Below are 21,107 nucleotides of genomic sequence, written 5' to 3' on the forward strand. Positions count from 1 at the left end.
AAACCCTTTTAAAGGACTATTGTAGCCCTGAGGCGTTTGCTATGGCCCTCGACGAAGCTATGTTAAGAATGGTATTACAGCTGAGACATGATCCGGAAGCCTTAAAGAGTACGGTTCGTCATTACGAAAAGCTGTACATATTGAAAAGTCTCATTGTTTATCCTGAAATCCTTCACCAGCCATGAAAGCAGAAAAGACAAGAGAATTAAGGTTCCGATTAGGACAGCTGTTTTGTGAGAGCTTAAGAATGAGCCAGAGCCTTTACCAGTTGTGTCTTATAAGAGAGAAGATAGAAGGCAGAGGCTATGAGCAATATGATAAAGGAGATATACTTGGAGAGTTCGCAAGGCTTCAGGGAGTACTGAGCGAACTGGACCGAGAAATGAAAAGCATACATGATCTGTTAAACCATCCTAAGTAATGGAGATATCGGAAATCAAGGAAAGCCTTGCAATAAGTACAGTACTGGACTATTACGGGCTAAAGCCTGACAAGAACCACCGTTTGAACTGTCCGTTCCATGAGGACAAGACGCCGAGCATGCAGGTGTATTATAAGACCGATACGGCCTACTGCTTCTCAGCTAACTGTACAACTCACGGCCGAAGTCTTGATGTAATAGAGTTTATTATGTACAAAGAGCAATGCAGCAAAGGGGAAGCCATCAACAAGGCGAAATCCCTTGCTGGTCAAAGCTCCCGACCTCAGTCTTTAAAAGCGGTAAAGTTGGAGGCAGAAACAGGAAAATCGAATCTTGCCCGTATTGCAGTATTAGGAAAAGTCATGAGCGAAGCCCGCCAGAGCTTGCAGCGGAGCAACAAAGGACAGGCATACTGTAAAGAAAGGAACCTTGATTATATAAAACTTGAAATAGGTTTTTTAGAAGAAAGATACCATAGAAACTGGAATACAGCTTTAAAAGCCAGTGGCCTTGAAATCGGCCTGCTTACAGAGCAGGAGAATAAAACTCTTAGTCCTGTATTGAGGAACTGTCTGATCTTCCCGATCAGAAACAAGTCCGGCCAAATCGTCAATCTTTACGGGCGTAGCATAGCAGGAAAGAATCACTACTATCTTAAAGGGAGACATCAGGGTTTATATCCCTGTTATCCTAAAGCAGAAACACAAAGACTGATACTAACGGAAAGCCTTATAGATGCTGCAACTTTAGCGCAATATATATTAAAAGAAGAGTATGAGATACTGGCCTGTTATGGCACGAATGGTTTTACAATAGAGCATGAAGAAATAATCAAAGTATTAAAAGGATTAGAAGAAGTGATCTTCTTTTTTGATGGAGACGATGCTGGAAGAGCAGGAGCAGAGCGGATATCCGAAATACTTAAAACTTATAACTTAAAACTTACCACTACAATAGTTCCCACACCTGAAGGCGAAGACATCAATAGTCTTGCACAAGGCCACGCAGAGGAAGCAGCAGAACTGTTTCCTCATCTTTTAAGCCAGCGTACAACGCTTGAAAAACAGATTGCTTCAACAGAAAACAGATCTCTTTTAACAGAAGCGGAAACCCTGCAAGAACCAAAATCCTGTATATCCTCCAATCCCATATATCCTAGTTCTGACAGCTTAGACATCACTAATCCCGATAAAATTACCTACGAAACAGAAGCCGTTAAAATAACAATCTGGGGCGGTATAGAAAAGCACAACTTACACAGATTAAAACTAAGTCTGAGTCTTGAAAACAAAGGCAGCGGTCAGAGCTTCCGGGATGATGTGAACTTATACAGCAACAGGAGCTTTAAGCAGTTCCTTCAGAATGCCTGTGAAGAACTGGGAGTACTGGAAACATTTTTAAAAAACATTTTGCAGGACTTTACAAAAGAAGTAGAAAACTACCGCCTTGATCAGAAAGAAAAAGCAGCGATACAGAACAGACCTGAGAAAGTGGAACTGAGCGGGAATGAGCAGAAAGAAGCAATCGAACATCTTAAAGACAAATCTCTTGTAAAGAGCCTCCGTTACTCCATGCAGCAATGCGGACTGATAGGAGAGACAGATAACGGGCTTTTGCTGTTCCTGATCTTTTTAACAAGATACTTTGATAGTCCGCTTCATGCTCTGGTACATGGCAGTTCAGGAAGCGGAAAGACGAATCTATTAAAAACGATCTTAAAACTGGTACCGGAAGAATGTAAGTATGAAACCACGGCTTTAACAGAAAACGTACTGTTCAGACCGCCTTATAGAAGCTTCTGGAAAAACAAGATCCTGTTACTGGAAGACCTTGACGGAAGTTATAAAGCATTACTGCCACTAAGGGAGTTTATGACAGCACAGAGGATAAGCAAGTTTGTAACGGAAAGTGATCCGAGAACAGGAGCCTTTAAACAGGTACATTTACAGGCAGAAGGACCGATCTGTATAGCCGGAGCCACTACCAAAGACAAGATCTATGAAGATAACTCAAACCGCTCCTTTTTAATACATGTGAATGAAAGCAAAGCGCATCAGGATGCAGTTCTGGACTATCAGAACAAACAGGCTGCCGGACTTACAGATACTACTTCAGCAAAACAAACAGCTCAGAAAGTACACAACATACAACGTATGTTAAACCACAATCTGAAAGTAATAAATCCCTTCCAGCCCTCATTGAAGCTACCTGAATACGTGTTCAAGAAACTGAGAACGAACACGCATTATATTACATTAATACAGTCTATCACCTTCCTTCATCAGTACCAGCGTGAAATAAAGCAGAGCCGTGCAGGGGAATATTATATAGAAACCACATTGGAAGATGTGGAGCTGGCCAACCTGTTAAGCAAAGAAAGTTTACTTAGAAAATCTGATGAGCTGAGCGGAGCAGTAAGAGAGTTCTTTGAATCCCTGAAATCCACAGTGCGACAGACCAACAGAGATACCTTTACAGGTAAGGAAATCAGAGAACAGTTCAGAATGCATCCTATGCAGTTCAATCGCCGGATTACAGAGCTTCAGGCAAGGGGCTATCTGAAACAGGCGGGGGGCAATCAGAAGACAGGCTATGAATATACAATCACGACCTGGGATGATTATAAAGTCCTTCAGAGTGCTTTAAATATCATGGATGATACATTGTCTGTTCTGTGGCAAAAGTACCCTGATGGGAAGTATAACAGAAGCATAACATAAGTATAACACTAAAAAAAGCGGAGCAACGGCAAGTTAAGTTATTGTAAAACAGGATAAATAAATTAAGTATAACAGTATAACAAGTATAACACGGAATGAGGATGGGGGTACTGTTTTTTGTAAAAGGCACGGCATGAAAAAGTTAAAGTTAAAAGAGGAAAAACACAAAAGACTTGAATCCGGCTTTAAGGAATGGTTAAAGGTAACAGGTTACTCAACCTCAACAGTAAACAGCCTTCCAGCTCATATAAAAGAGTTCTTCTACTGGCTTGAACAGAGCGATCTAAGAATAGAAAGTATACCCCCTCAAACCCTTCAAAGCTACTTCCTTTATCTGAAACAACGTCCAAGACAAAGAAGGACAGGAGCATTAAGCAACAACTATTTATTAAAGCATCTTCAGGCCATAAAACGCTTGAGCGAATACCTGAGAAATACAGATCAGGAAAGTTTTGATGCGGATATTGTCATTACCGGAGATAAACGAAAGATCCCGGAAATATTAAGCAGGGAAGAAATAAAGCAGCTGTATGAAGCAACGGAAGACAGCCCGATGGGACTAAGAGACAGAGCCATGCTAGCAGTTTATTATGGCTGCGGACTAAGGAGAAATGAAGGCATCAACCTTGACAGAGAAGACATTTTAACGGATAAGAATCTGTTGTACGTACGCTATGGGAAGGGCAATAAAGAGCGTTATGTACCAATGACAGCAGAGGTAAAAGAAGATATAGAGAGTTACCTGCTTTATGGGAGGCCTTTTTTAGTGAAAGAAGAATATGAAGAAGCTTTCTTTTTAACAGAAAGAGGAGAGAGGCCGGAAAGCCAAAGCTTGAATATCAGATTAAAACAGCTGACAGAAAAAGCAGAGATCAACAAAGTAATAAGCCTTCATATCTTACGTCATACTATTGCCACCCACCTTTTAGAAAGCGGTATGAGTCTTGAGAACATCGCCCTGTTTTTAGGGCATGAAAGTCTGGAAAGTACTCAAATCTATACCCATATAATGAACAATGACCTTTGAAGATTATCTGAAGACCCGGCAATTAAGCTCTGATACGATAATACGGTATAAGAAGCTTTTAGGGCCATTTTTTGACTGGATGAAGGATAGAGGCCAGGAAGAAGAAGAAATCGTTTACAGCGACCTTTTAGATTATATTAAGACCTGTCGGAAGAAAGAACATAGTAACAGTTTTATCAATCAGCAGCTAACAGCAATAAGGCATTATTACAATTACCTGAAATACATCGGAAAAGTAAATAGCAGTCCGGCAGCAGGACTTTTTGTAAAAGGCAGCAGAAAAACCGTTCCTCATGATCTTTTAAATGAAGAGCAGCTGAAAGAACTTTACGATAACTTTACGCCTGAAGAAGAAGCGGAAATACAGCAAAAAGCCATACTGGGCCTGATGGTCTGGCAGGGCCTTTTAAGTAATGATCTTGCAATACTTGAACCTCATCATCTTAAACTGAGAGAAGGTAAAATAGAAGTACCGGGCACAGGTAAGACAGACAGAAGAATCCTGCCACTGGAAGCAGGACAGATTATAGACCTTTACGAATACCTAACAAAAAGAGAACAGAAAAATAAAACACTGTTTACCGGAACAGGCAAAGAAAGCGACTTACAGAACGTCCAGGACAAACTAATAAGAAAGCTCAGAAAGAACCATGCCTTCCTGATCAATGCAAACCAGATCAGACAAAGCAGAATAAGCCTCTGGATAAAGCAGTACGACATAAGACAGGTTCAGTACCTTGCAGGACATAAGTATGTAAGCAGTACGGAAAGGTATAAAAGCACCGACCTTGAAGACTTGCAGAAAGAACTTGAAAAGCACCACCTGGGAAGCTGAGATCCAAATCCCAAACCCGCACTAAGCCAAACGCACAAACCCACCGCACGGGCCTTGCGTTCCGCCAACTGGCGGACACGCATAGAGGTATAAAGGCGTTCGTGCAGTCCTCGCTTAGTTCCGTCAGGCAGTGCTGCAAGGCGTTCGTTCGTGCAGGGTCAACCGCACAAACCCACCCTTCACCCTTCCTCTCTCAGCCTTGCATCACCGCTCCACAAGTACAGCCTTGCGTGCCTCCGGCAGTACTTGTTCCGCTCTGCCTTCCTTCACACGCTCCGGGCTTCCTCACGGCTGCTCTTGTGTCCGTGTCTTCGCTTCCTTCGTTCGTGCCTCACTCAGTCAGCAAAGCCCCGTACACCCGCAGCCTGAGTTATTGCTCGCCTGCTATGCACCACCGGACACGGCCGGTCGCTCCCCTCGTGGGTCGCTTCTTCCGGCCGGCCGCTGTTGCGCTCGCATAGGCGAGCAGGTTGACTGCCTGTATCTGGTGACTGGAGCCTTTTAGATACCTGCTTCGGGTTGACTAAAAAAAGCTCTCTATCAAAGGACGCGGTAGAGTACAGTTCCCTCATACCCAAACATAAAGCAAAGTTACGGGCTGCGGAACCGACAAGCACAAGGATGCGCTTCGCCGGAAAGAAAAAAAATCTCCACCCTCACACGCACCAACCGCACAGCCACCGGGTAGTATTTTTTTCCTTCCGCCCTTGCACTTGTCTCTCCGACCCGTGTGGATGGGGCATTATGTTTAAGTATTCGTTTCGTTATCGCATAGGTGGCTGGTGGCTACTTGGCGGTGTTTGTCCTTCTCCTTCGTTCCGTATCCGCTTCTCTCGTTTAGGCGGTGTTCACGAGTATAGTATCCAGGTTGGCAGGTGGCAGTTAGCACTATCAGAGCTCCCTTTTTAGGGGGCTTTTTTTTGAGCATCCAGTCTTCACGGATTGACTGATCCCAACCTTTAAAAACGACAGTCAACACAAATAAAAACAACAAACAAAAAGATAGCACAAAGTTAGGGCAGGGCACACCCGCAAAGCCACGCCCTGATTAAAAAGCAATGAACCCGCCCGTTTAGCCGTCCCACGTGCTGACCCGCCGTAAAGCGGTCGGAACCCTTGCTTTTTACCCGTGCCCGCCCTGAAAAAAGCGCTTTCTTTTTTTCTGTTTTTTCTTTTGAAAAAATAAGCGGGCAAGCCCGGAAGACATAGCAGGAAAGGAGAACATGAAAATCAAAGTTCAACTGAAATCCAAAACTCAAATGAAAAGAAAATCACAATCAACGTTCCCGTTCAAATGCAGACGCTTTGCGACCTTCTGGAAACCACACCTGAAAGCGTGATCCAAAGCTTTATAAATGATCTTTCACAGGAAAATGCAAGCAGCGGAAGCGATGAAAGGCACATGGCAGCAGAATATTTTATGCGCTGCGGATATGGAATGCACCTGTTCGAATATAATCAGATTGATGGCATGTTCAGCGGACTGGATGACGTACGGAAAGCATTTTATAATTATGGAAACAGCCGTATGGAAGAATACCAGAGCTACCGCAAAGCTTATCTGAAAGAATGGAGCAAGTACTGGAAGGAGGAGAAGAAAAAGAAAGGGCTTTAAATAAAAGAAGTAACGGGGCGGCAGCCCCGTTACTTCTTATGATGAATCAGAAGTCTTACAGGAGCTTTTTTATCTTCAAATGAGGAAAGTGTCGGGAAGATAAAAACAACTTGCCAGAGAGCTTTTAAATACTGATTTTTTATTAACTTGCAGAGTATAAACGTTCTTTGAATACAACAGTGGGGAGGCATTGAAAGCAGAGCCACTGAAAAAAAACAGGCCTAAGCAAGCATAAGGAGGCAGCGATTCCGGCGCGGATTATTATCCGTTCGGAATGATCGCTAAAGCTTACAACTCCAATAATTATAGATATGGATTTAACGGAAAAGAAAAGGATGATGAGCTAAAAGGTGGAGGAAATAGTTATGATTTTGGAGCTAGACTTTATGATCCTAGGTTAGGTAAATGGTTGGCTGTTGATAATTATTCTAATAAATATCCAAGCGTTTCACCTTATAGTTTTGCTTTCAATAATCCCCTTTTGTTTATTGATCCTTCTGGTGATACAGTAACTGTTCATGTAACAGCCATAAAAGTTGGGACGACAGATATTAACTTATTTTCCTCAGATGAAGTATCAAGTGGTACAACTCAAAAAACAAAAGAAGTAAATGTTTATAGAATTGATGTTACCAATCAGGCTGGTAGTACAGCAACGTTCTATTATACAAGGATTGCCTATAGAGGTGATAAAGACAACCCAGATGCGGATCCAACTGAAGTTACATTTGATCCATCTGAAGACGGTGAAATTTTCCTAGGAAAAATTAGGAGCAGATGGTCTGGTACCGATAATGTATTAGAGATTACGCCTATGTCTGGCAATAGGGAAGATGGATATGACTCATATAAAGGATTGGCTGATGACAGGGTTTTGCAAAATAGAAAATATGTACAATTCCATCTTAAAGGTGCTTCAGATGGTTGTTTGCTATGTGTAGGGTCTGGGCAATTTGAAACTACAGAAACAGGACAAACAATTGATAATACAAATTTAAAGGCAAATTCAGGAGATACTCAGAAGGAATTTATGAAGAAGATTAAAGATTTTAGAAAAGCCGATAATGATGCAGGAAATTCAGATGTTATAATAATTAAAGTTGATCAATTGAAAAAGTCTGCAACTGCAGCTACAACTGCGACTGAAGAGAATACAAATACTAATACTGAACAAAATGCAAATACTAATACAGATTCCAATAATAATAATGGAGGAACTGTAGATCCTATAAAGAATGAATAATATGTTAATCTTTAGACTAAAAGTTTTTTACGCCTTAATAATATTAGTGTTGATGACCGATTGTGTCAGAACAGATAAACATAATGGGGCAAAACCAAATAAGATGACATTGGTATCTTTTGATTCAACTCAATTAACAAGTCAATGCGGAAATGGTTTTTATGTGGATGTTAAAATTGAATCTCGTCCCACTTTGAGAAAAGAGTTGGAGAAATATTTGTATAAAGCACTTATTGATTATGAAGTATGTGGGCAAACTCCAGATTCTTTGTATACTAAGGAATCATTCAGTAAAACAATTTTATATGTTTATGATAATGAATATTTTCTTAATAACTCTGCTTATGATGATAAAAGTAGATGGAGGGAATCCTATGTTAACTTACTTAAAAATTGTAAGAGTGATTCTGTTTTATATAAATTAACTGATAGTTTGTTATATAGAAATATAGCTGATGGGTTAATTGCTCTCTGGGATAAAGATATTACTAAGTTGGAGCTTCTTGATAGTTATGCCCAAAAAAATAATAATAACTACTATAAGTTAACATTGCTTGCTATAATATATCATAATAATGGGTTGGAGAATAAAAAAAATAATGTTCTACAAAATTTGATTTCATTTAATCGAAAAGAAACGAAAGAGTTAATAGAATTAATGAATAAAGAGAAGAAGGTAGATTATTTTACATATATGGAAACAATATTTGGTGGAATGTAATTTAGTATTTTAATTTCATTTTTAGAGTCACAACTGTTGTAATCTATATGTAAGCAGTACTTCTGATGAAAGAAGTCTATGAATGAGAATGAATAGATTGAGAATAATTTACCAATAGGTCCGAAAACGTTCGGTTTTCGAAAGAAATTCTTTAAAGTAAAATATGAAGAGTATCTACTAGAAGTTAATTAACATTTCATAGTAGGTACTTTTTCTGTTCTTATATGGATTATTAATGATAATGGTTAATAATAAAAGTCGTTCATTGAATTATTGACTATGTTTACTATCAGAAAGGAAAGAACGATCAGCTGGTTCATAAGTATGAATATGACGGAGATAACAGAATCACTCAAGTATCTACCAGTACGGATGGTGTAAACTGGGTAAAGAGGCAGAGTACGATTATTATGCGCATGGCCCTCTTGCTCAGGCGAAGATAGGAAGAAACGCTATTGAAGTTCAGAACTATGCCTATACACTACAAGGCTGGATCAAAGGAGTGAAAGGAGATCAGTTCAGTTATGCACTAGGATACTATGATAAGGATGGTAAGAAGGATTATTCAGCTATTGGTGGAGGTACTCAGGGCTTGCAGACTACCCCTGTAGCCTTGAATGATCAGGGCAAAAATACCAGTTTGTACAATGGCAATATTGCTACCTGGACAAGTCTGAATAAGGAAGTAAACTACACAACTGTCAGCGGGCAGCGCGTTTATCAGGCCTGGACCCAGCAGTTTGAATACGATCAGCTGAACAGGATTAAATCGGGCAAGACTCCTGGAAATGACGCCTATAAAAACACTTATGCTTATGATGCCAATGGCAACATAACAAGCCTGAACAGATACAATGAAAGTGGCGTTCAGTTTGATCAGCTGAGCTATAACTATGAAAACAAGAAAGCAGGCTACCTTGCCAATACCAATAAACTAAGATCTGTTTCTGATCTTCTGTCGATGGCTGGAGTTCATATTTCTGATATTGATAACCAGGGAACAGATAACTATGAATATGATGAGATAGGTAACCTGAATAAAGATGTTCAGGAGCAGATCAAGAAAATCGAATGGACCGTTTATGGTAAAATAAAAGCAGTAACAAGGGAAGGAGGAAGCTCGAAATCAAATCTGAGCTTTGAATATGATGCATCCGGAAACCGGACAGTGAAAATTGTGACGGATAAGGACGGAAATATTACAAAAACTTTCTATATTCGTGATGCTCAGGGAAATGTCATGAGTACTTATGAAATTCCTTCAGCAGGTTCTTTAACATTAGATGAACAATACATCTACGGTAGTTCAAGGTTGGGAGTACTGAGAAATGAGGTTAGATCTTATGAACTGACGGATCATTTGGGTAACGTAAGATCTGTAATAGGAGAGTTGAGAGATGTTAATAATCAGGTGGATGTGGTTTCTGCTATGGATTATTATCCTTTCGGGATGATCGCGAAGTCATTTAACTCGAATAACTACCGTTATGGGTATCAGAGTCAAGAAATGGATAATGAAATCTATGGAACGGGAAATGCATATTCCTTTGAATATAGAATACATGATCCTCGTATTGGTAGATTTTTAAGCATAGATCCAATGTTTAAGGACTTTTCATGGAATAGCCCATACGCCTTTGCAGAAAATAAAGTAATACATTGTTTTGAACTTGAGGGTCTAGAAAGTGTGGATGTTAATTCAGGTGAAATCGATAATACTCTTACTGGAGATAAGGATAATGTGAATGCGCAAAATAAAAGTAAAGACTTTTCCCCATGGGCAGATTTAATACCGTTAAAACCTTCAAATGCAGTAGTGGATGCAGCAGCAGAAAGAGTAACAGGGCTTATGTTACAACCAATAGAAGAAGCTTATGGGAATCAATTAAATTTAGATTACTATTCGGTAAGTATAACTAAACTTCCAACTGGTACTTCCCCCGAACAATTGTATGAATACATACGTCAAAACTTTGCACAATTTAAAACTGGTAGTGGTACTAACTTTACAGCCTATGATAGTGATGAAGGGGCAAAATGGAAATCCAAAGATGCAATTGGTTCTGTAATGACATTTGAGATTCCCTTATTTGGCGATGGAGGTCCATTTACCCCTAACTTAGACGAATTATCTGTAATTGCTACTGATGTTAAACCTAACTATTGGGTATTTTCTCCTGTGTTTACATTACAAGATTTAGGTCATCCCGTTTGTGGAAATAGGCAATTTGGTTTGATTCCAAATCAAAATCAAGGTTATACCTTTTTTACAAGAGGTGCTGATAGACCTTGGGGTGGCCCCGATGCTCTTTTAGACAATGCGTTAGTATTTCCAGGTGCAGAAAGGTTGTGGCCACAGGTTATGGCAAACGTAGTGAAATATGTGAATGATAATGGTGGTCAAGCTACTGTTAACCCTTATATCTCTAAGCGAATTGATTGGACGGAGGATTACTTAAAGAAGAAATAACTTTATGAAGAAGATTGTAAAGGTTTTGCTTACGACTTTTGCTGTGATATTGATATCATTTTCAATACTTGCATTATTTTCAGAACAAAATTATTTATACGTTGTCCTAATTGGAGGTTTAAGCTATTTTGTGCCATTTGCTATATTGAATTATATATATGTATCTATAATTTTTTATGGGATATTACAAAAGTCTTATTTTGCAAAACTTTTTGTTCAATTGATGATCATAACAAGTATTTCTACCATCTTGGTCATAATTGCAGTTATCTCAGAAATGTATTATCATTATTCCAAGTTTGATATTGACATTCTAATAGAGAATAAAAGGAATGTTTTTCAATATTTCATTTTTGGAATAGTTGTAGCAGTAGTCACAGGAATAATTGATTATTTAATATTTTTTAAATCACTGACTATGCCTGCTAAAAAAGGATTGTAAATGTCATACACCCCGGCTGGTGTCTTCACCAGACGGAAATTGTGCCGCAACTCCCACAATCTTTCCGTAAATAAGACTTCGATACAACGAAGTTGATGAAAATGAAAAGGTTGAGGGTAGTAGATAAGTGAGTTCGAAAGGCGGTTCTTTTTAAGAAGGAATTTTAAAAAGTATAAGAAGAAAAAGTATCTGAAAGAAGTATTTTAACACTTCGGACAGGTACTTTTTCTGTTTTGTTCGAGTCTTATGGCTTTGGCTTGTCTTATTTGTTCTGAAAAGTTCATATCGGGGAGTTTTTGGGTATAAGCTTCGATAGGAGTAAGTCCTTTTATCCCCGCTCACACCAGGTCTGCCGACTACTCCCCGGCTGGTGTCTTCACCAGACGGAAATTATGATAAAGTAATAGAGTTAAAAAAGCCGGAGCTGGTATGACGAGATCGGCAACCTGATCAGGGATGAGAAGGAGGAGATTGACCGCATCGAATGGACGGTTTACGGTAAGATCCGGAAGGTTATCTTCAAAGGAACTAATGACAAAGTATCGGTAGATTTTGCTTATGATGCGAGCTGGATTCCCTTTGTTAGTGGATGCTAATAGTGTTCCCAAGTTTAGATAAATCTTCTGATTTATCTCGATAGGGTGTTAGGGTAGAAGGTTCCATTATGGATATTGAGGTGATTTAATAAATTCCCTGCTGATGATGCTAATGCTTTTATTCGAATTGAATAGAATTGAGAAAACTATTGAATAAAATGAAACTATTGCTTTTTATATCTTTCGGGTTCACAATAGTTTCAGACATGGGGACTCATTATCTGAAGTATAAACTTTACCAAAGTGGCTTGCAGATTAATGTAGTAAAGTTTTTAAGCTTTAATCAAATAAGAAAAGAGAGAATGTTTCCTGAGAATAGATCTTATGGAAGCCAACTTGATAAGTTAAGAAATGCTCATTTGTTTAATGTTATATTTTTTGGGGTTTCAGTAATTCTTACGGTTTTGTTGTTTATTCCCAAAAATCAATAAAGATACATAGTAAACTTGTTTTACTTAAGTCTTATGGCTATTACTTGTCTGATTTGTTCAGAAAGGTTCATTCAGTTTATATATTTAATGAAGCCTGAAAACATTGCAATGTTCTATAAAATTAATGATGGAATTAAATAAGGTCTTTATCTCACTTAATAGCATACTGTCAAATGAGGCACTTGAAACAATAAATGGTTATAATACTTCGAATAGTGCTTGGTTTTTGTTTGTTATAGCGAATATGAAGTTTTTATAGGAGCTAAATTCGGAACGGTATTTAATAATGATAAAAACTTTATCTGTGGGGTTGATGCAGAAATTATAAACATTACCCAAGAGTTCAATGTGAAATGGGAATCTATTCCAAAAGGTTGGAAATCCATATGTGAAATAAGATTTGAACGTAATTTTTTTAAAATTAAAGAATTCCTTGATGAGACTGATGAGTGGTTTGTTTCTGGTAAAAGCATATTATTAGCGGAGTAAATCAAGTATGGTGATATACCAAGTTTCAGTGCAAGGATACTTGTTCAGGGAGAGATATAAAATAAAAAAGGCTCGACCTTCAATGTAGAAGCTTGAGCCTTTTTAATAAAACTATTTATAAAATCAGTACTGTTATTTTTTAATTAATTTTCCTTTTTGAACAGTATTACTATTTCTTACAATTTCATATAAATAAAAACCACTCATCATTCCATCTGTCTGCATTGAGGAAGTAATCTCCTGATTGTACAGTGTTCTACCATTAAGATCTTTTATTATCAGATGATCTCCATCCTGATAATTTTGAACGTTAATATCACTTTGAACAGGGTTCGGATAAATAAGTAAAGCACTGTTGTTATCCGAAGGGTTTAAACTTGTGAGCACGTCTTCAACAGTTACATCAATCTTTGCTCTTTTGCTTTCACAACCATCTTCATCAGCTTCTGCTACCCAATAAGAAACAGTACCAATAGCAGCAGTCGAAGGAGTTGGTGCATTAGCGCTATAGTTATCACCTCTTTCAGATGTATACCATTTTAAGGCAATACCTGTATTAGTAAATGCGGCTGTTAAAGGGACGGCAGGTGTGCCAATAGTATACACAACTGGAGTAGTTATAGATGGCACTTCGGAGGGATCGTTTTCACCATAAACTTTTACTGTTAAATCTACGACTGACCAGGTAGATGCATTGGATGTCATACTAACAGAATTTACCGGGATGTAAGATGAAATGTCTAATGTTTGAGACGGATTTGTATAGGTTGCAACCAATTCATTATTAACGTATAAATTGTAGTTCGCGGTGCTAGTCCAAACACCACTTGAAGAGTAAATATCACTGTATAGGTCCAATACAACTTTCTTCTGGCACGTGCTGAAATTATTCAATATGGCAGAGGGCTTGGGATTACGGCTCGAGGCTGATGTATGATAAATTAACGATTGTGGTTCTACAATAACATCAATCTTTGCTCTTTTACTTTCACAACCATCTTCATCAGCTTCTGATACCCAATAAGATATTGTGTCTATATTAGCAGTAGAAGGAGTTGGTGCAGTAGCGCTGTAGTTATCACCCAATTCGGAGTTGTACCATTTTAATTTAACACCTTTGTTGGTCATAGTAGCAGTTAGGGGAGTAGCCTGTGCATTTTTGCTATAAAGTACCGGTGTTGTTGCTGATGGAGCCTGAGATGGATCATTATTACCATAAACTTTCACCTGTAAAATAACTACAGACCATGTTGAAGCATTGGATACTAATTTAACAGAAGTAACAGGGATGTAGGATGATATATCTAATATTTTAGATGGTTGTGTATAGGATCCAATCAATGCATCATTAACATAAACACTGTAATTGGCTGTGCCGGTCCATACATTACTACTGGAAAAGATATCACTATAGATATCTAATTCAACTTTTGACTGACAGGTGCTAAAATTATTTAACAGTACGGAAGGTTGTGGATTTCGATTTGCTGCTGAGCCACGATAACTTAAAAATTGAGAAGATACATCAAGGGAAGAAGCATATACAATAGAATTAAATCCTGCTATCATCAGGATAATAATAAAGTTTAATAGACATTTTTTCATACGCACTATGTTTTGGGGTAATAGAGCTATTATACTTTAATTCGACCTTCATGTTGCGCAGCGCCTACAAATATTGATTAAACATATTGATCAATTCTGTTAAAGATTCTCTTTTACAAAAAGATATAAAGACGTATTTTTTCAACTCGTCTTTCAAAAAAAGCGCCACCAAACTGCTTTTGTAGACATAAATTCGATCGAAATCTTTCGTTTTAATATTAAGTTTTATAACTACCTGAAAAATTTCTCTTTTCCTTAAAATATTTTCCCCAACCAACCGTCTATAATCTCATTATAAACTGATAAAAATTGAGTATGCAAAACGAAGGTACCTTTTTATTTTCTGAGAATTCAGATGGGGTCTTTACTTTGAATCAAATTATTAATGCAGAGATAATTCCGAGATTTAACCAACTTTCTGAAATCATTGCGCCCGGTAAAGAAGAACTTGAAGAGCTTGAAATGTTAAAAGAGATTATGCTGAACTATTTGTTTTTTTAATATTTTAAAGCCAAGACTTCTCAAATTTATTGAGAATAGTTTATTCTGAATCCTATCTTATTAAAACTTATTACTTAAAACTTATTACTTTTTTGTTGGTATGATAAAAGTTTTAAGTAATTCCTTGTGTTTTAGTTTACAATCAAATGCGATATTTGAACTGCCGGAATAGAACCATCCATAGAACCACTGTCCGGCAAGAATTCATTCCAGGTTGAAAGGAATGCAGGAATATATCCACTTATAGTCCTGAATACCAGCAGCAAGAATTAATATATTTCTGATGATGTAGAATTGTCAGGATATAACTCATTCGTGCTGATATATACATTTCAGTTATCAAAAACATTATTCAATGAAGAAAAAGTTACTTTCAGCTTTGCTGCTAAGCACTGCGCTATCGTCGTTTGCCCAAAATGAGGAGCCGCAATGGAACGGGAAAATTAACAAGTCCTGGAAAGCTTCCGAACCTCAAAAGGTGGAATATCTTAAGAAAGCAAAACCAGGAGCTCCAAACGTATTACTTATATTACTTGATGATGTGGGCTTTGGAGCTACCAGTGCTTTTGGTGGTTTGATTAACACACCCAATTTTGATAGACTGGCAAACAATGGACTGAGGTACACTAATTTTCATACGGCAGGTATCTGTTCACCTACGCGTGCCGCATTGCTTACAGGAAGGAATCATCATGCTGTTAAAATGGGATTGTTTCCTAATTACCATTTAGGGGCTGATTTTCCAAGCTATGACGGACATATTCTTCCGGAAAACGGAACCATCGCAGAAGTGCTGAGGGACAATGGATACAGTACCTATCAACTAGGAAAGTGGCACTTAACTCCCGATGAAGAAACTACTGACCTGGGCCCTTTTGTGCGCTGGCCTTCAGGTAAAGGTTTTGATCATAATTTCGGATTTCTAGGAGGTGCTACGGATCAATACCAACCGGATTTAGTAGAAGATAATCAGCATATAAAACCTGACGGAAGACACCTCAATCAACTGCTGACGGATAAAGCGATAAATTATATTGATAAACATAATAGCATTGCTCCTGACAAACCTTTCTTTATTTATTATGCTACCGGTGCTGCACATGCTCCGCATCAGGTGGATAAAGTCTGGAGTGATAAATACAAAGGCAAGTTTGATCAGGGATGGGATGTTTACAGAGAACAGGTTTTTGTAAATCAAAAGAAATTGGGCGTTATACCTGCCAATGCCAAACTTCCGGAACGTCATCCTTTAATCAAAGCCTGGAAAGATGTTCCTGCTGATGAAAAGAAATCTTTTGCGCATTTCATGGAAGTTTATGCAGGATTCCTGGAGTATACAGATTATGAAATCGGTCGTCTGGTTAGCCATTTGAAAACAACCGGAGAGTTTGAAAATACCGCCATATTTATTATTATTGGTGACAATGGGGGAAGTAAAGAAGGGTCTGAATATGGAGTAATTACTAAAACCAACCGTTTCAGCAATATTAATTTTACCAGAGATGAGTACCGCAAATTTGTATTGAGTGAGTTTGATAAAGTAGGAGGTAAAGAGGTAGCAAGTATCGCAAACTACCCGTTAGGATGGGCTCAGGCAACCAATACGCCTTTCAAACACTGGAAAGGAGATGCTAATTCTGAAGGTGCAACGCGCAACCCTTTAATCGTGCATTATCCAAAAGGAATAAAAGAGAGAGGTGTCAGAAATCAATATGGTCACGTGATAGATATTTTTCCTACAATTACAGAGCTTACCGGAACTCCCCAGCCTGAACTTGTCCGTGGATACAAACAAACCGTTCTTCAGGGAATAAGTCTCGTATATAGCATAGCCAATGCAAATGCACCTTCAAGACATTCACAACAGCACTATTGCATTTTTGCTAACAGAGCTATTTATAAAGACGGATGGAAAGCAGCAGCAGCGCATAAGCCCACTACTCTTGAGCTTTTTCCTTATTCTGATGAACCTGAACCGACCATTGACGGGAACCCTGATAATGACATCTGGGAGCTGTTTAACCTCAATGAAGACTTTAACGAACGCATTGATCTTGCAGCAAAATACCCTGATAAGCTTAATGAGTTAAAAGCCTTGTTCGAGTCTGAAGCCCGCAAGTATAATCTTTATCCGCTTATAGACTTTGAACATGCTGCTATCAGAAGAAAACAGGTTCTTGAAAAGCAAGCTGAAAAGCCAAGGCAGTAGCGGTGCGTCTAAGGTCAGCTATTTCATTATTTTAATACCAGGAAATACTGAAAGGCGTACTTGATTGGTTTCAGATAAAAACAATACAATGAAATTTTAATTATCTTTCAACTTTGATTCCCTTCTTCGGATAAGATCCCGAAGAGGGTTTCTTTTTAAATGAACGATACTATGAAACTATACCTATTCATTGCAATTTGCTTACTAACCAATACTGTATTTGCACAGCAACCTGTAGCAATTAATCAGGATTATATAAAGCTCGTTCAGCAGCTTAAAAATCGCGAAGTCTATCTTATAGATGTCCGTACGCCTGAAGAGTATAATGAGGGCAACCTTGAGTATTCTCTTAATATAGATTATAATGGAAAAGACTTTAAAAAAAATCTAAGTAAACTGGACAAGCAAAAACCAGTGTATGTGTATTGCAGATCTGGAAATAGAAGTGGCAAAGCTCTTGATTCACTGAAAGCTTTGGGATTTTCAAAGTATTATAATATCGGAGGCTTTGAAAATCTTAAGGCAGAAGGTATGCCTGTAAAGAAGCAATAAAGGTTCCTCATGTTTGTTCATTAGAACATCGTTTAAACAAGTATTTATTTGTATATCAGATAATATTCTGTCCGATTCTATTATTGTTTTTTGCTATTCCCATTCCTTATTATTACCTTTCCTTATTAAAAGGCTATTTTTTAAGAGTATTTTCATATTTATGGAAAAGTCTGATATAGCAAAAGCAGCAGAAGGAGACCTTAAAGCATTTAAGAAAATCTTTGACTATTACCTGCCCCGAATGAGGCCGGTATGTTTGAGGTATGTCCATACTGCTTTTGAAGCAGATGATATTCTTCAGGAAGCTTTTGTTAAAGTTTTTCATAATATCAAAAACTTTAAATTCGAAGGATCTTTTGAGGGCTGGGTCAGGAGGATTGTCGTAAACACAGCCCTGGATCATTTTAAAAGAAATTCAACCTTCTATTCTCATCTGAATATAGACCAGATTAATGAAAATGACACAGAAAGTGAAGAGATCGACTTTTCAGATGCAGAACCCTCAGAGCTTATTCAGTTGATTAACAAGTTGCCGGAGGGTTACAGAATGGTTTTTAACTTATACGTATTAGAAGATTATTCTCACAGGGAGATAGCAGAATTGCTTGGTATATCAGAAGGAACCTCAAGGTCTCAGTATTCCAAAGCAAAAAATTCTTTAAAAAAAATGATTGTCGGGCAACGATTCGAGTTTAAAAGCACTCTAATAAATAGATTTAATTCTAAATGAAAAATTCAAAAGAAAAGGATCTTTTTAAAGAGGCAATGCGGGAAAAATTCCGTGATGAATACCTTTTGACGGATCATGATCATGATGTCTGGAGCAAGGTTTATCATGAAATAAGTGATTCTAAGTCTTTACCTATTAGTAAAAAAAATAAATGGTATTATGTAGCCGCAGCCATTCTTGTCTTTGTAAGCGCTCTTACAGCGACTATTTTTGTTTTAAAACAAAATCAAATTTCATCAGCGTCTGATATTACTGCTCAAACTACTGAAAATCCTATTTCTGTTCCCCAATCTTTAACTAAAGATGAATTAAAGCAAGAGCAATCATCTTCAATACCTTCATCATATACTGATAAAAAAACAATCAATAAGACTTTTAAACAATCAGTAGAGCCTGACTTTGCAAATGGTTTGAAATATCTTGCAGCAGAAAAATCAGTCATTCAGAATCTTGAAGATGGGTCTGTAGTTACATTAAATACAGCTACTGAGTTGAAGAAGGAAAAGGTATTTCACAACAATAGAAATGTCCTTATAGAGGGAGAAGCATTTTTTGAAGTAACTTCCGATAAAAATAATCCTTTTACAGTATACTTTGACCAATATAAGCTCGTGGTAGTCGGAACAAAGTTTAATGTGCGGAACAGGAGGGGTGAGAATTATTCTGAAATTACAGTTCTGGAGGGAATTGTAAACGTTTATGATAATAATACTCCTGAAGGTATTCTCGTAACAAAAGGTCAGCAACTAACAATTCCTGTAGAAGGTAATACAATATTGAAACAGGTGGATGCAGAAAATTTCCTTTCATGGAAAACCGGAAAACTCGATTTTCGCAAAGCCAGACTGGAAGATATTGCATTGATATTATCAAGAACAAAAGAAACCCAGATCACCCTTGATGATAATATAAAGAAATGTAAATTTACCGGCGATCTTTCGGGACTTTCAATCGAAGAGGCTATTCAGGTCATAACCCTGACTAATTCATTGAAAGCTGAAAAGACTGAAGGTAAAATTCATTTAACAGGAAACAGTTGTGAGTAAATGGGTATTGTTATTTCTGCTGACCTTTACATCTTTTAATCTATCTGCTCAAACCTCTGCAACAGAAAAAGATTTCCTGCAAAACACCTCTACTAGTCTTCTGAATAGAAAGATTTATTTTGATTGCAAATCCGGAAGTTTGGATAATGCACTCATTAAACTACTCTCAGAGCAGAATATTTCCATTTCCTATTCCTATGACAGGGTGAAAGAATTCTCTGTTAAAGCAAACCTTTTCCAATCAGCTTTATTTTCGCAGGTGCTGGATTATCTTCTTAGAGATACAGGTTTAAATTATATTCTTGTTGGTAACATCATAGTTATCGTACCTGACGAAAGGCAGAAAGAGCCTGAAAAGTACGATACTATTGTTAAAAGTTCTGAGAAGGTCAAGGCTCACATCTATACTCCTAATCATAATCTTGAATATCTTCCCTATTCTGAAAGACGCAAAATACACAGGCTTTATAGGGAAGAGCTTAGGTGGGCTGCAAGATTTAGCCGCGACAAACATGTACTTGGTATTAATCCCGATTCAGTTGTCAAAGAGGTAAAAAAGCAAAATCAGAAAATAAGTAAAGATCTTCCTCCTTTTTATTTTTCTTTAGGTATAGGGTTTACTGAATATAAGCCATTATACAGGAATAACCCTAAGTACGAATCCGTTAAAGAATTAAAATTATCTAAAGTTATCAGTAGTACACCAATCGGCAGCTTGGGGTTAGGATTGCATTTGGGAAACTTCCTTATTGGGACGGGTTTTGAAGTAAGCTCATTACAAGTTAAGGGACATGGAGGTGGTTTAGCTTTAAAATTGAAAAATGGACGTTGGGAATATGAATACATTACCGTATCATATAATGACTTTTATTATATCTATAGCATTCCACTTCAGGTGTCTGCTTTTACAATCTGGAAAAGGTTTGTTTTAAGTGGAGGGGTAAAAACAGGTATAAGTTTCTTTCAATCCGAAAAGGTCAGTAAACATAAATATTCAAGTTATGTCGAATATAAATACAACGGTGAATCATACAGTGAAGAAACTAAAAAGATGGCTCTATTGTCAGCAGTAGAAGCAAACTTAGGATATCTCTTAGGACGACAGACCATTGTGTCTTTAGGAGCTTCTTATAATTATAACTTTCAATGGTTTACTAAGAATACAATCTATACGCTCTATCCGAATGGATTTACATTTGACCTTTCGATCTCTTATTTTTTTAGCCAATATGATTTGAATAACTTTTTGAAAATTAAGAAGTAAATGTCTCCTGTTGAATAATTTTTACTTGTTGTATATTGTTCTGTGTTATGTTAATATAGCTTAGGTTGAAGTGGGAGAGAAATTAGTTTTTTGAGGAAGGATATTTTTAGGGAGAAGGAAGATCTATTCTTTACATACCTTTGGATTGCAGGGCTGGTCTAAGGTGCAGACACCAGAGGAGTAGACTTAA

Annotated in this window: 19 protein-coding genes and 1 pseudogene; 18 read left to right on the forward strand and 2 right to left on the reverse strand. The window is 37.7% G+C overall.

The window, feature by feature from the left end:
• From MYP_RS14480 to MYP_RS14540, 12 genes and pseudogenes are all read left to right on the forward strand, one after another.
• Positions 1-185: hypothetical protein (locus MYP_RS14480; RefSeq protein WP_045464768.1), on the forward strand; the 185-nt coding region annotated here is incomplete at its 5' end.
• On the forward strand, positions 182-421 hold the full coding sequence (locus MYP_RS14485) for a hypothetical protein (protein WP_045464770.1): 240 nt from the start codon (positions 182-184) through the stop codon (positions 419-421). The genes MYP_RS14480 and MYP_RS14485, both read left to right, overlap by 4 nt.
• Positions 421-3,141, forward strand: a complete 2,721-nt coding sequence (locus tag MYP_RS14490; RefSeq protein WP_045464772.1) for a CHC2 zinc finger domain-containing protein — start codon at positions 421-423, stop codon at positions 3,139-3,141. Before MYP_RS14485 ends, MYP_RS14490 begins: the two co-directional genes overlap by 1 nt.
• 133 nt (positions 3,142-3,274) lie before the next feature.
• Positions 3,275-4,168, forward strand: coding sequence for a tyrosine-type recombinase/integrase (locus tag MYP_RS14495; protein ID WP_045464774.1), 894 nt, complete (start codon positions 3,275-3,277; stop codon positions 4,166-4,168).
• A complete protein-coding gene (locus MYP_RS25150; RefSeq protein WP_081990531.1) occupies positions 4,158-5,003 on the forward strand; it encodes a tyrosine-type recombinase/integrase in 846 nt (281 codons plus the stop codon). The genes MYP_RS14495 and MYP_RS25150 overlap by 11 nt, the downstream gene beginning before the upstream one ends.
• A gap of 1,294 nt (positions 5,004-6,297) precedes the next feature.
• Positions 6,298-6,618: a hypothetical protein gene (locus tag MYP_RS14510; protein ID WP_045464778.1), complete on the forward strand. Its 321-nt coding sequence runs from the start codon at positions 6,298-6,300 to the stop codon at positions 6,616-6,618.
• A gap of 271 nt (positions 6,619-6,889) precedes the next feature.
• Positions 6,890-7,861 (forward strand): annotated as a pseudogene (locus tag MYP_RS14515) (RHS repeat-associated core domain-containing protein); the annotation flags it as partial.
• 103 nt (positions 7,862-7,964) lie between these two features.
• On the forward strand, positions 7,965-8,582 hold the full coding sequence (locus tag MYP_RS14520; RefSeq protein WP_156140644.1) for a hypothetical protein: 618 nt from the start codon (positions 7,965-7,967) through the stop codon (positions 8,580-8,582).
• Between the two features lie 502 nt (positions 8,583-9,084).
• Positions 9,085-11,052, forward strand: coding sequence for an RHS repeat domain-containing protein (locus tag MYP_RS14525; RefSeq protein ID WP_045464783.1), 1,968 nt, complete (start codon positions 9,085-9,087; stop codon positions 11,050-11,052).
• Between the two features lie 4 nt (positions 11,053-11,056).
• On the forward strand, positions 11,057-11,494 hold the full coding sequence (locus MYP_RS14530) for a hypothetical protein (protein ID WP_045464785.1): 438 nt from the start codon (positions 11,057-11,059) through the stop codon (positions 11,492-11,494).
• A gap of 754 nt (positions 11,495-12,248) precedes the next feature.
• Positions 12,249-12,521 (forward strand): hypothetical protein, encoded by a 273-nt coding sequence (locus MYP_RS14535; RefSeq protein WP_156140646.1) that lies wholly within the window; start codon positions 12,249-12,251, stop codon positions 12,519-12,521.
• Between the two features lie 219 nt (positions 12,522-12,740).
• Positions 12,741-13,010, forward strand: coding sequence for a hypothetical protein (locus MYP_RS14540; protein WP_045464789.1), 270 nt, complete (start codon positions 12,741-12,743; stop codon positions 13,008-13,010).
• A gap of 132 nt (positions 13,011-13,142) precedes the next feature.
• On the opposite strand, the gene MYP_RS14545 is transcribed toward MYP_RS14540, so the two are convergent.
• A complete protein-coding gene (locus tag MYP_RS14545) occupies positions 13,143-14,615 on the reverse strand; it encodes a T9SS type A sorting domain-containing protein (RefSeq protein ID WP_081990532.1) in 1,473 nt (490 codons plus the stop codon).
• 315 nt (positions 14,616-14,930) lie between these two features.
• Between MYP_RS14545 and MYP_RS14555 the strand changes: the two genes are divergently transcribed.
• Complete coding sequence (locus MYP_RS14555; protein ID WP_045464795.1) at positions 14,931-15,116, forward strand: hypothetical protein; 186 nt, start codon at positions 14,931-14,933, stop codon at positions 15,114-15,116.
• Positions 15,117-15,247: 131 nt separating this feature from the next.
• Here MYP_RS14555 and MYP_RS26765 read toward each other — a convergent pair whose 3' ends face one another.
• A complete protein-coding gene (locus tag MYP_RS26765; RefSeq protein WP_262506780.1) occupies positions 15,248-15,382 on the reverse strand; it encodes a hypothetical protein in 135 nt (44 codons plus the stop codon).
• A gap of 89 nt (positions 15,383-15,471) precedes the next feature.
• On the opposite strand from MYP_RS26765, the gene MYP_RS14560 reads away from it, so the two are divergent.
• The 5 genes from MYP_RS14560 (at position 15,472) to MYP_RS14580 (ending at position 20,917) form a co-directional block, all read left to right on the forward strand.
• Complete coding sequence (locus tag MYP_RS14560; protein ID WP_045464797.1) at positions 15,472-17,325, forward strand: arylsulfatase; 1,854 nt, start codon at positions 15,472-15,474, stop codon at positions 17,323-17,325.
• Positions 17,326-17,496: 171 nt separating this feature from the next.
• Complete coding sequence (locus tag MYP_RS14565; RefSeq protein ID WP_045464799.1) at positions 17,497-17,877, forward strand: rhodanese-like domain-containing protein; 381 nt, start codon at positions 17,497-17,499, stop codon at positions 17,875-17,877.
• 160 nt (positions 17,878-18,037) lie between these two features.
• Complete coding sequence (locus MYP_RS14570) at positions 18,038-18,607, forward strand: RNA polymerase sigma factor (RefSeq protein ID WP_045464801.1); 570 nt, start codon at positions 18,038-18,040, stop codon at positions 18,605-18,607.
• Positions 18,604-19,653: a FecR family protein gene (locus MYP_RS25155; RefSeq protein ID WP_052430227.1), complete on the forward strand. Its 1,050-nt coding sequence runs from the start codon at positions 18,604-18,606 to the stop codon at positions 19,651-19,653. The genes MYP_RS14570 and MYP_RS25155 overlap by 4 nt, the downstream gene beginning before the upstream one ends.
• Positions 19,646-20,917 carry a hypothetical protein gene (locus MYP_RS14580; RefSeq protein WP_045464803.1) on the forward strand — a complete coding sequence of 424 codons (1,272 nt, stop codon included), beginning with the start codon at positions 19,646-19,648 and terminating at the stop codon, positions 20,915-20,917. Before MYP_RS25155 ends, MYP_RS14580 begins: the two co-directional genes overlap by 8 nt.
• The last annotated feature ends 190 nt before the right edge of the window (positions 20,918-21,107 follow it).

Source organism: Sporocytophaga myxococcoides (genome assembly GCF_000775915.1).
GTDB lineage: Bacteria > Bacteroidota > Bacteroidia > Cytophagales > Cytophagaceae > Sporocytophaga > Sporocytophaga myxococcoides_A.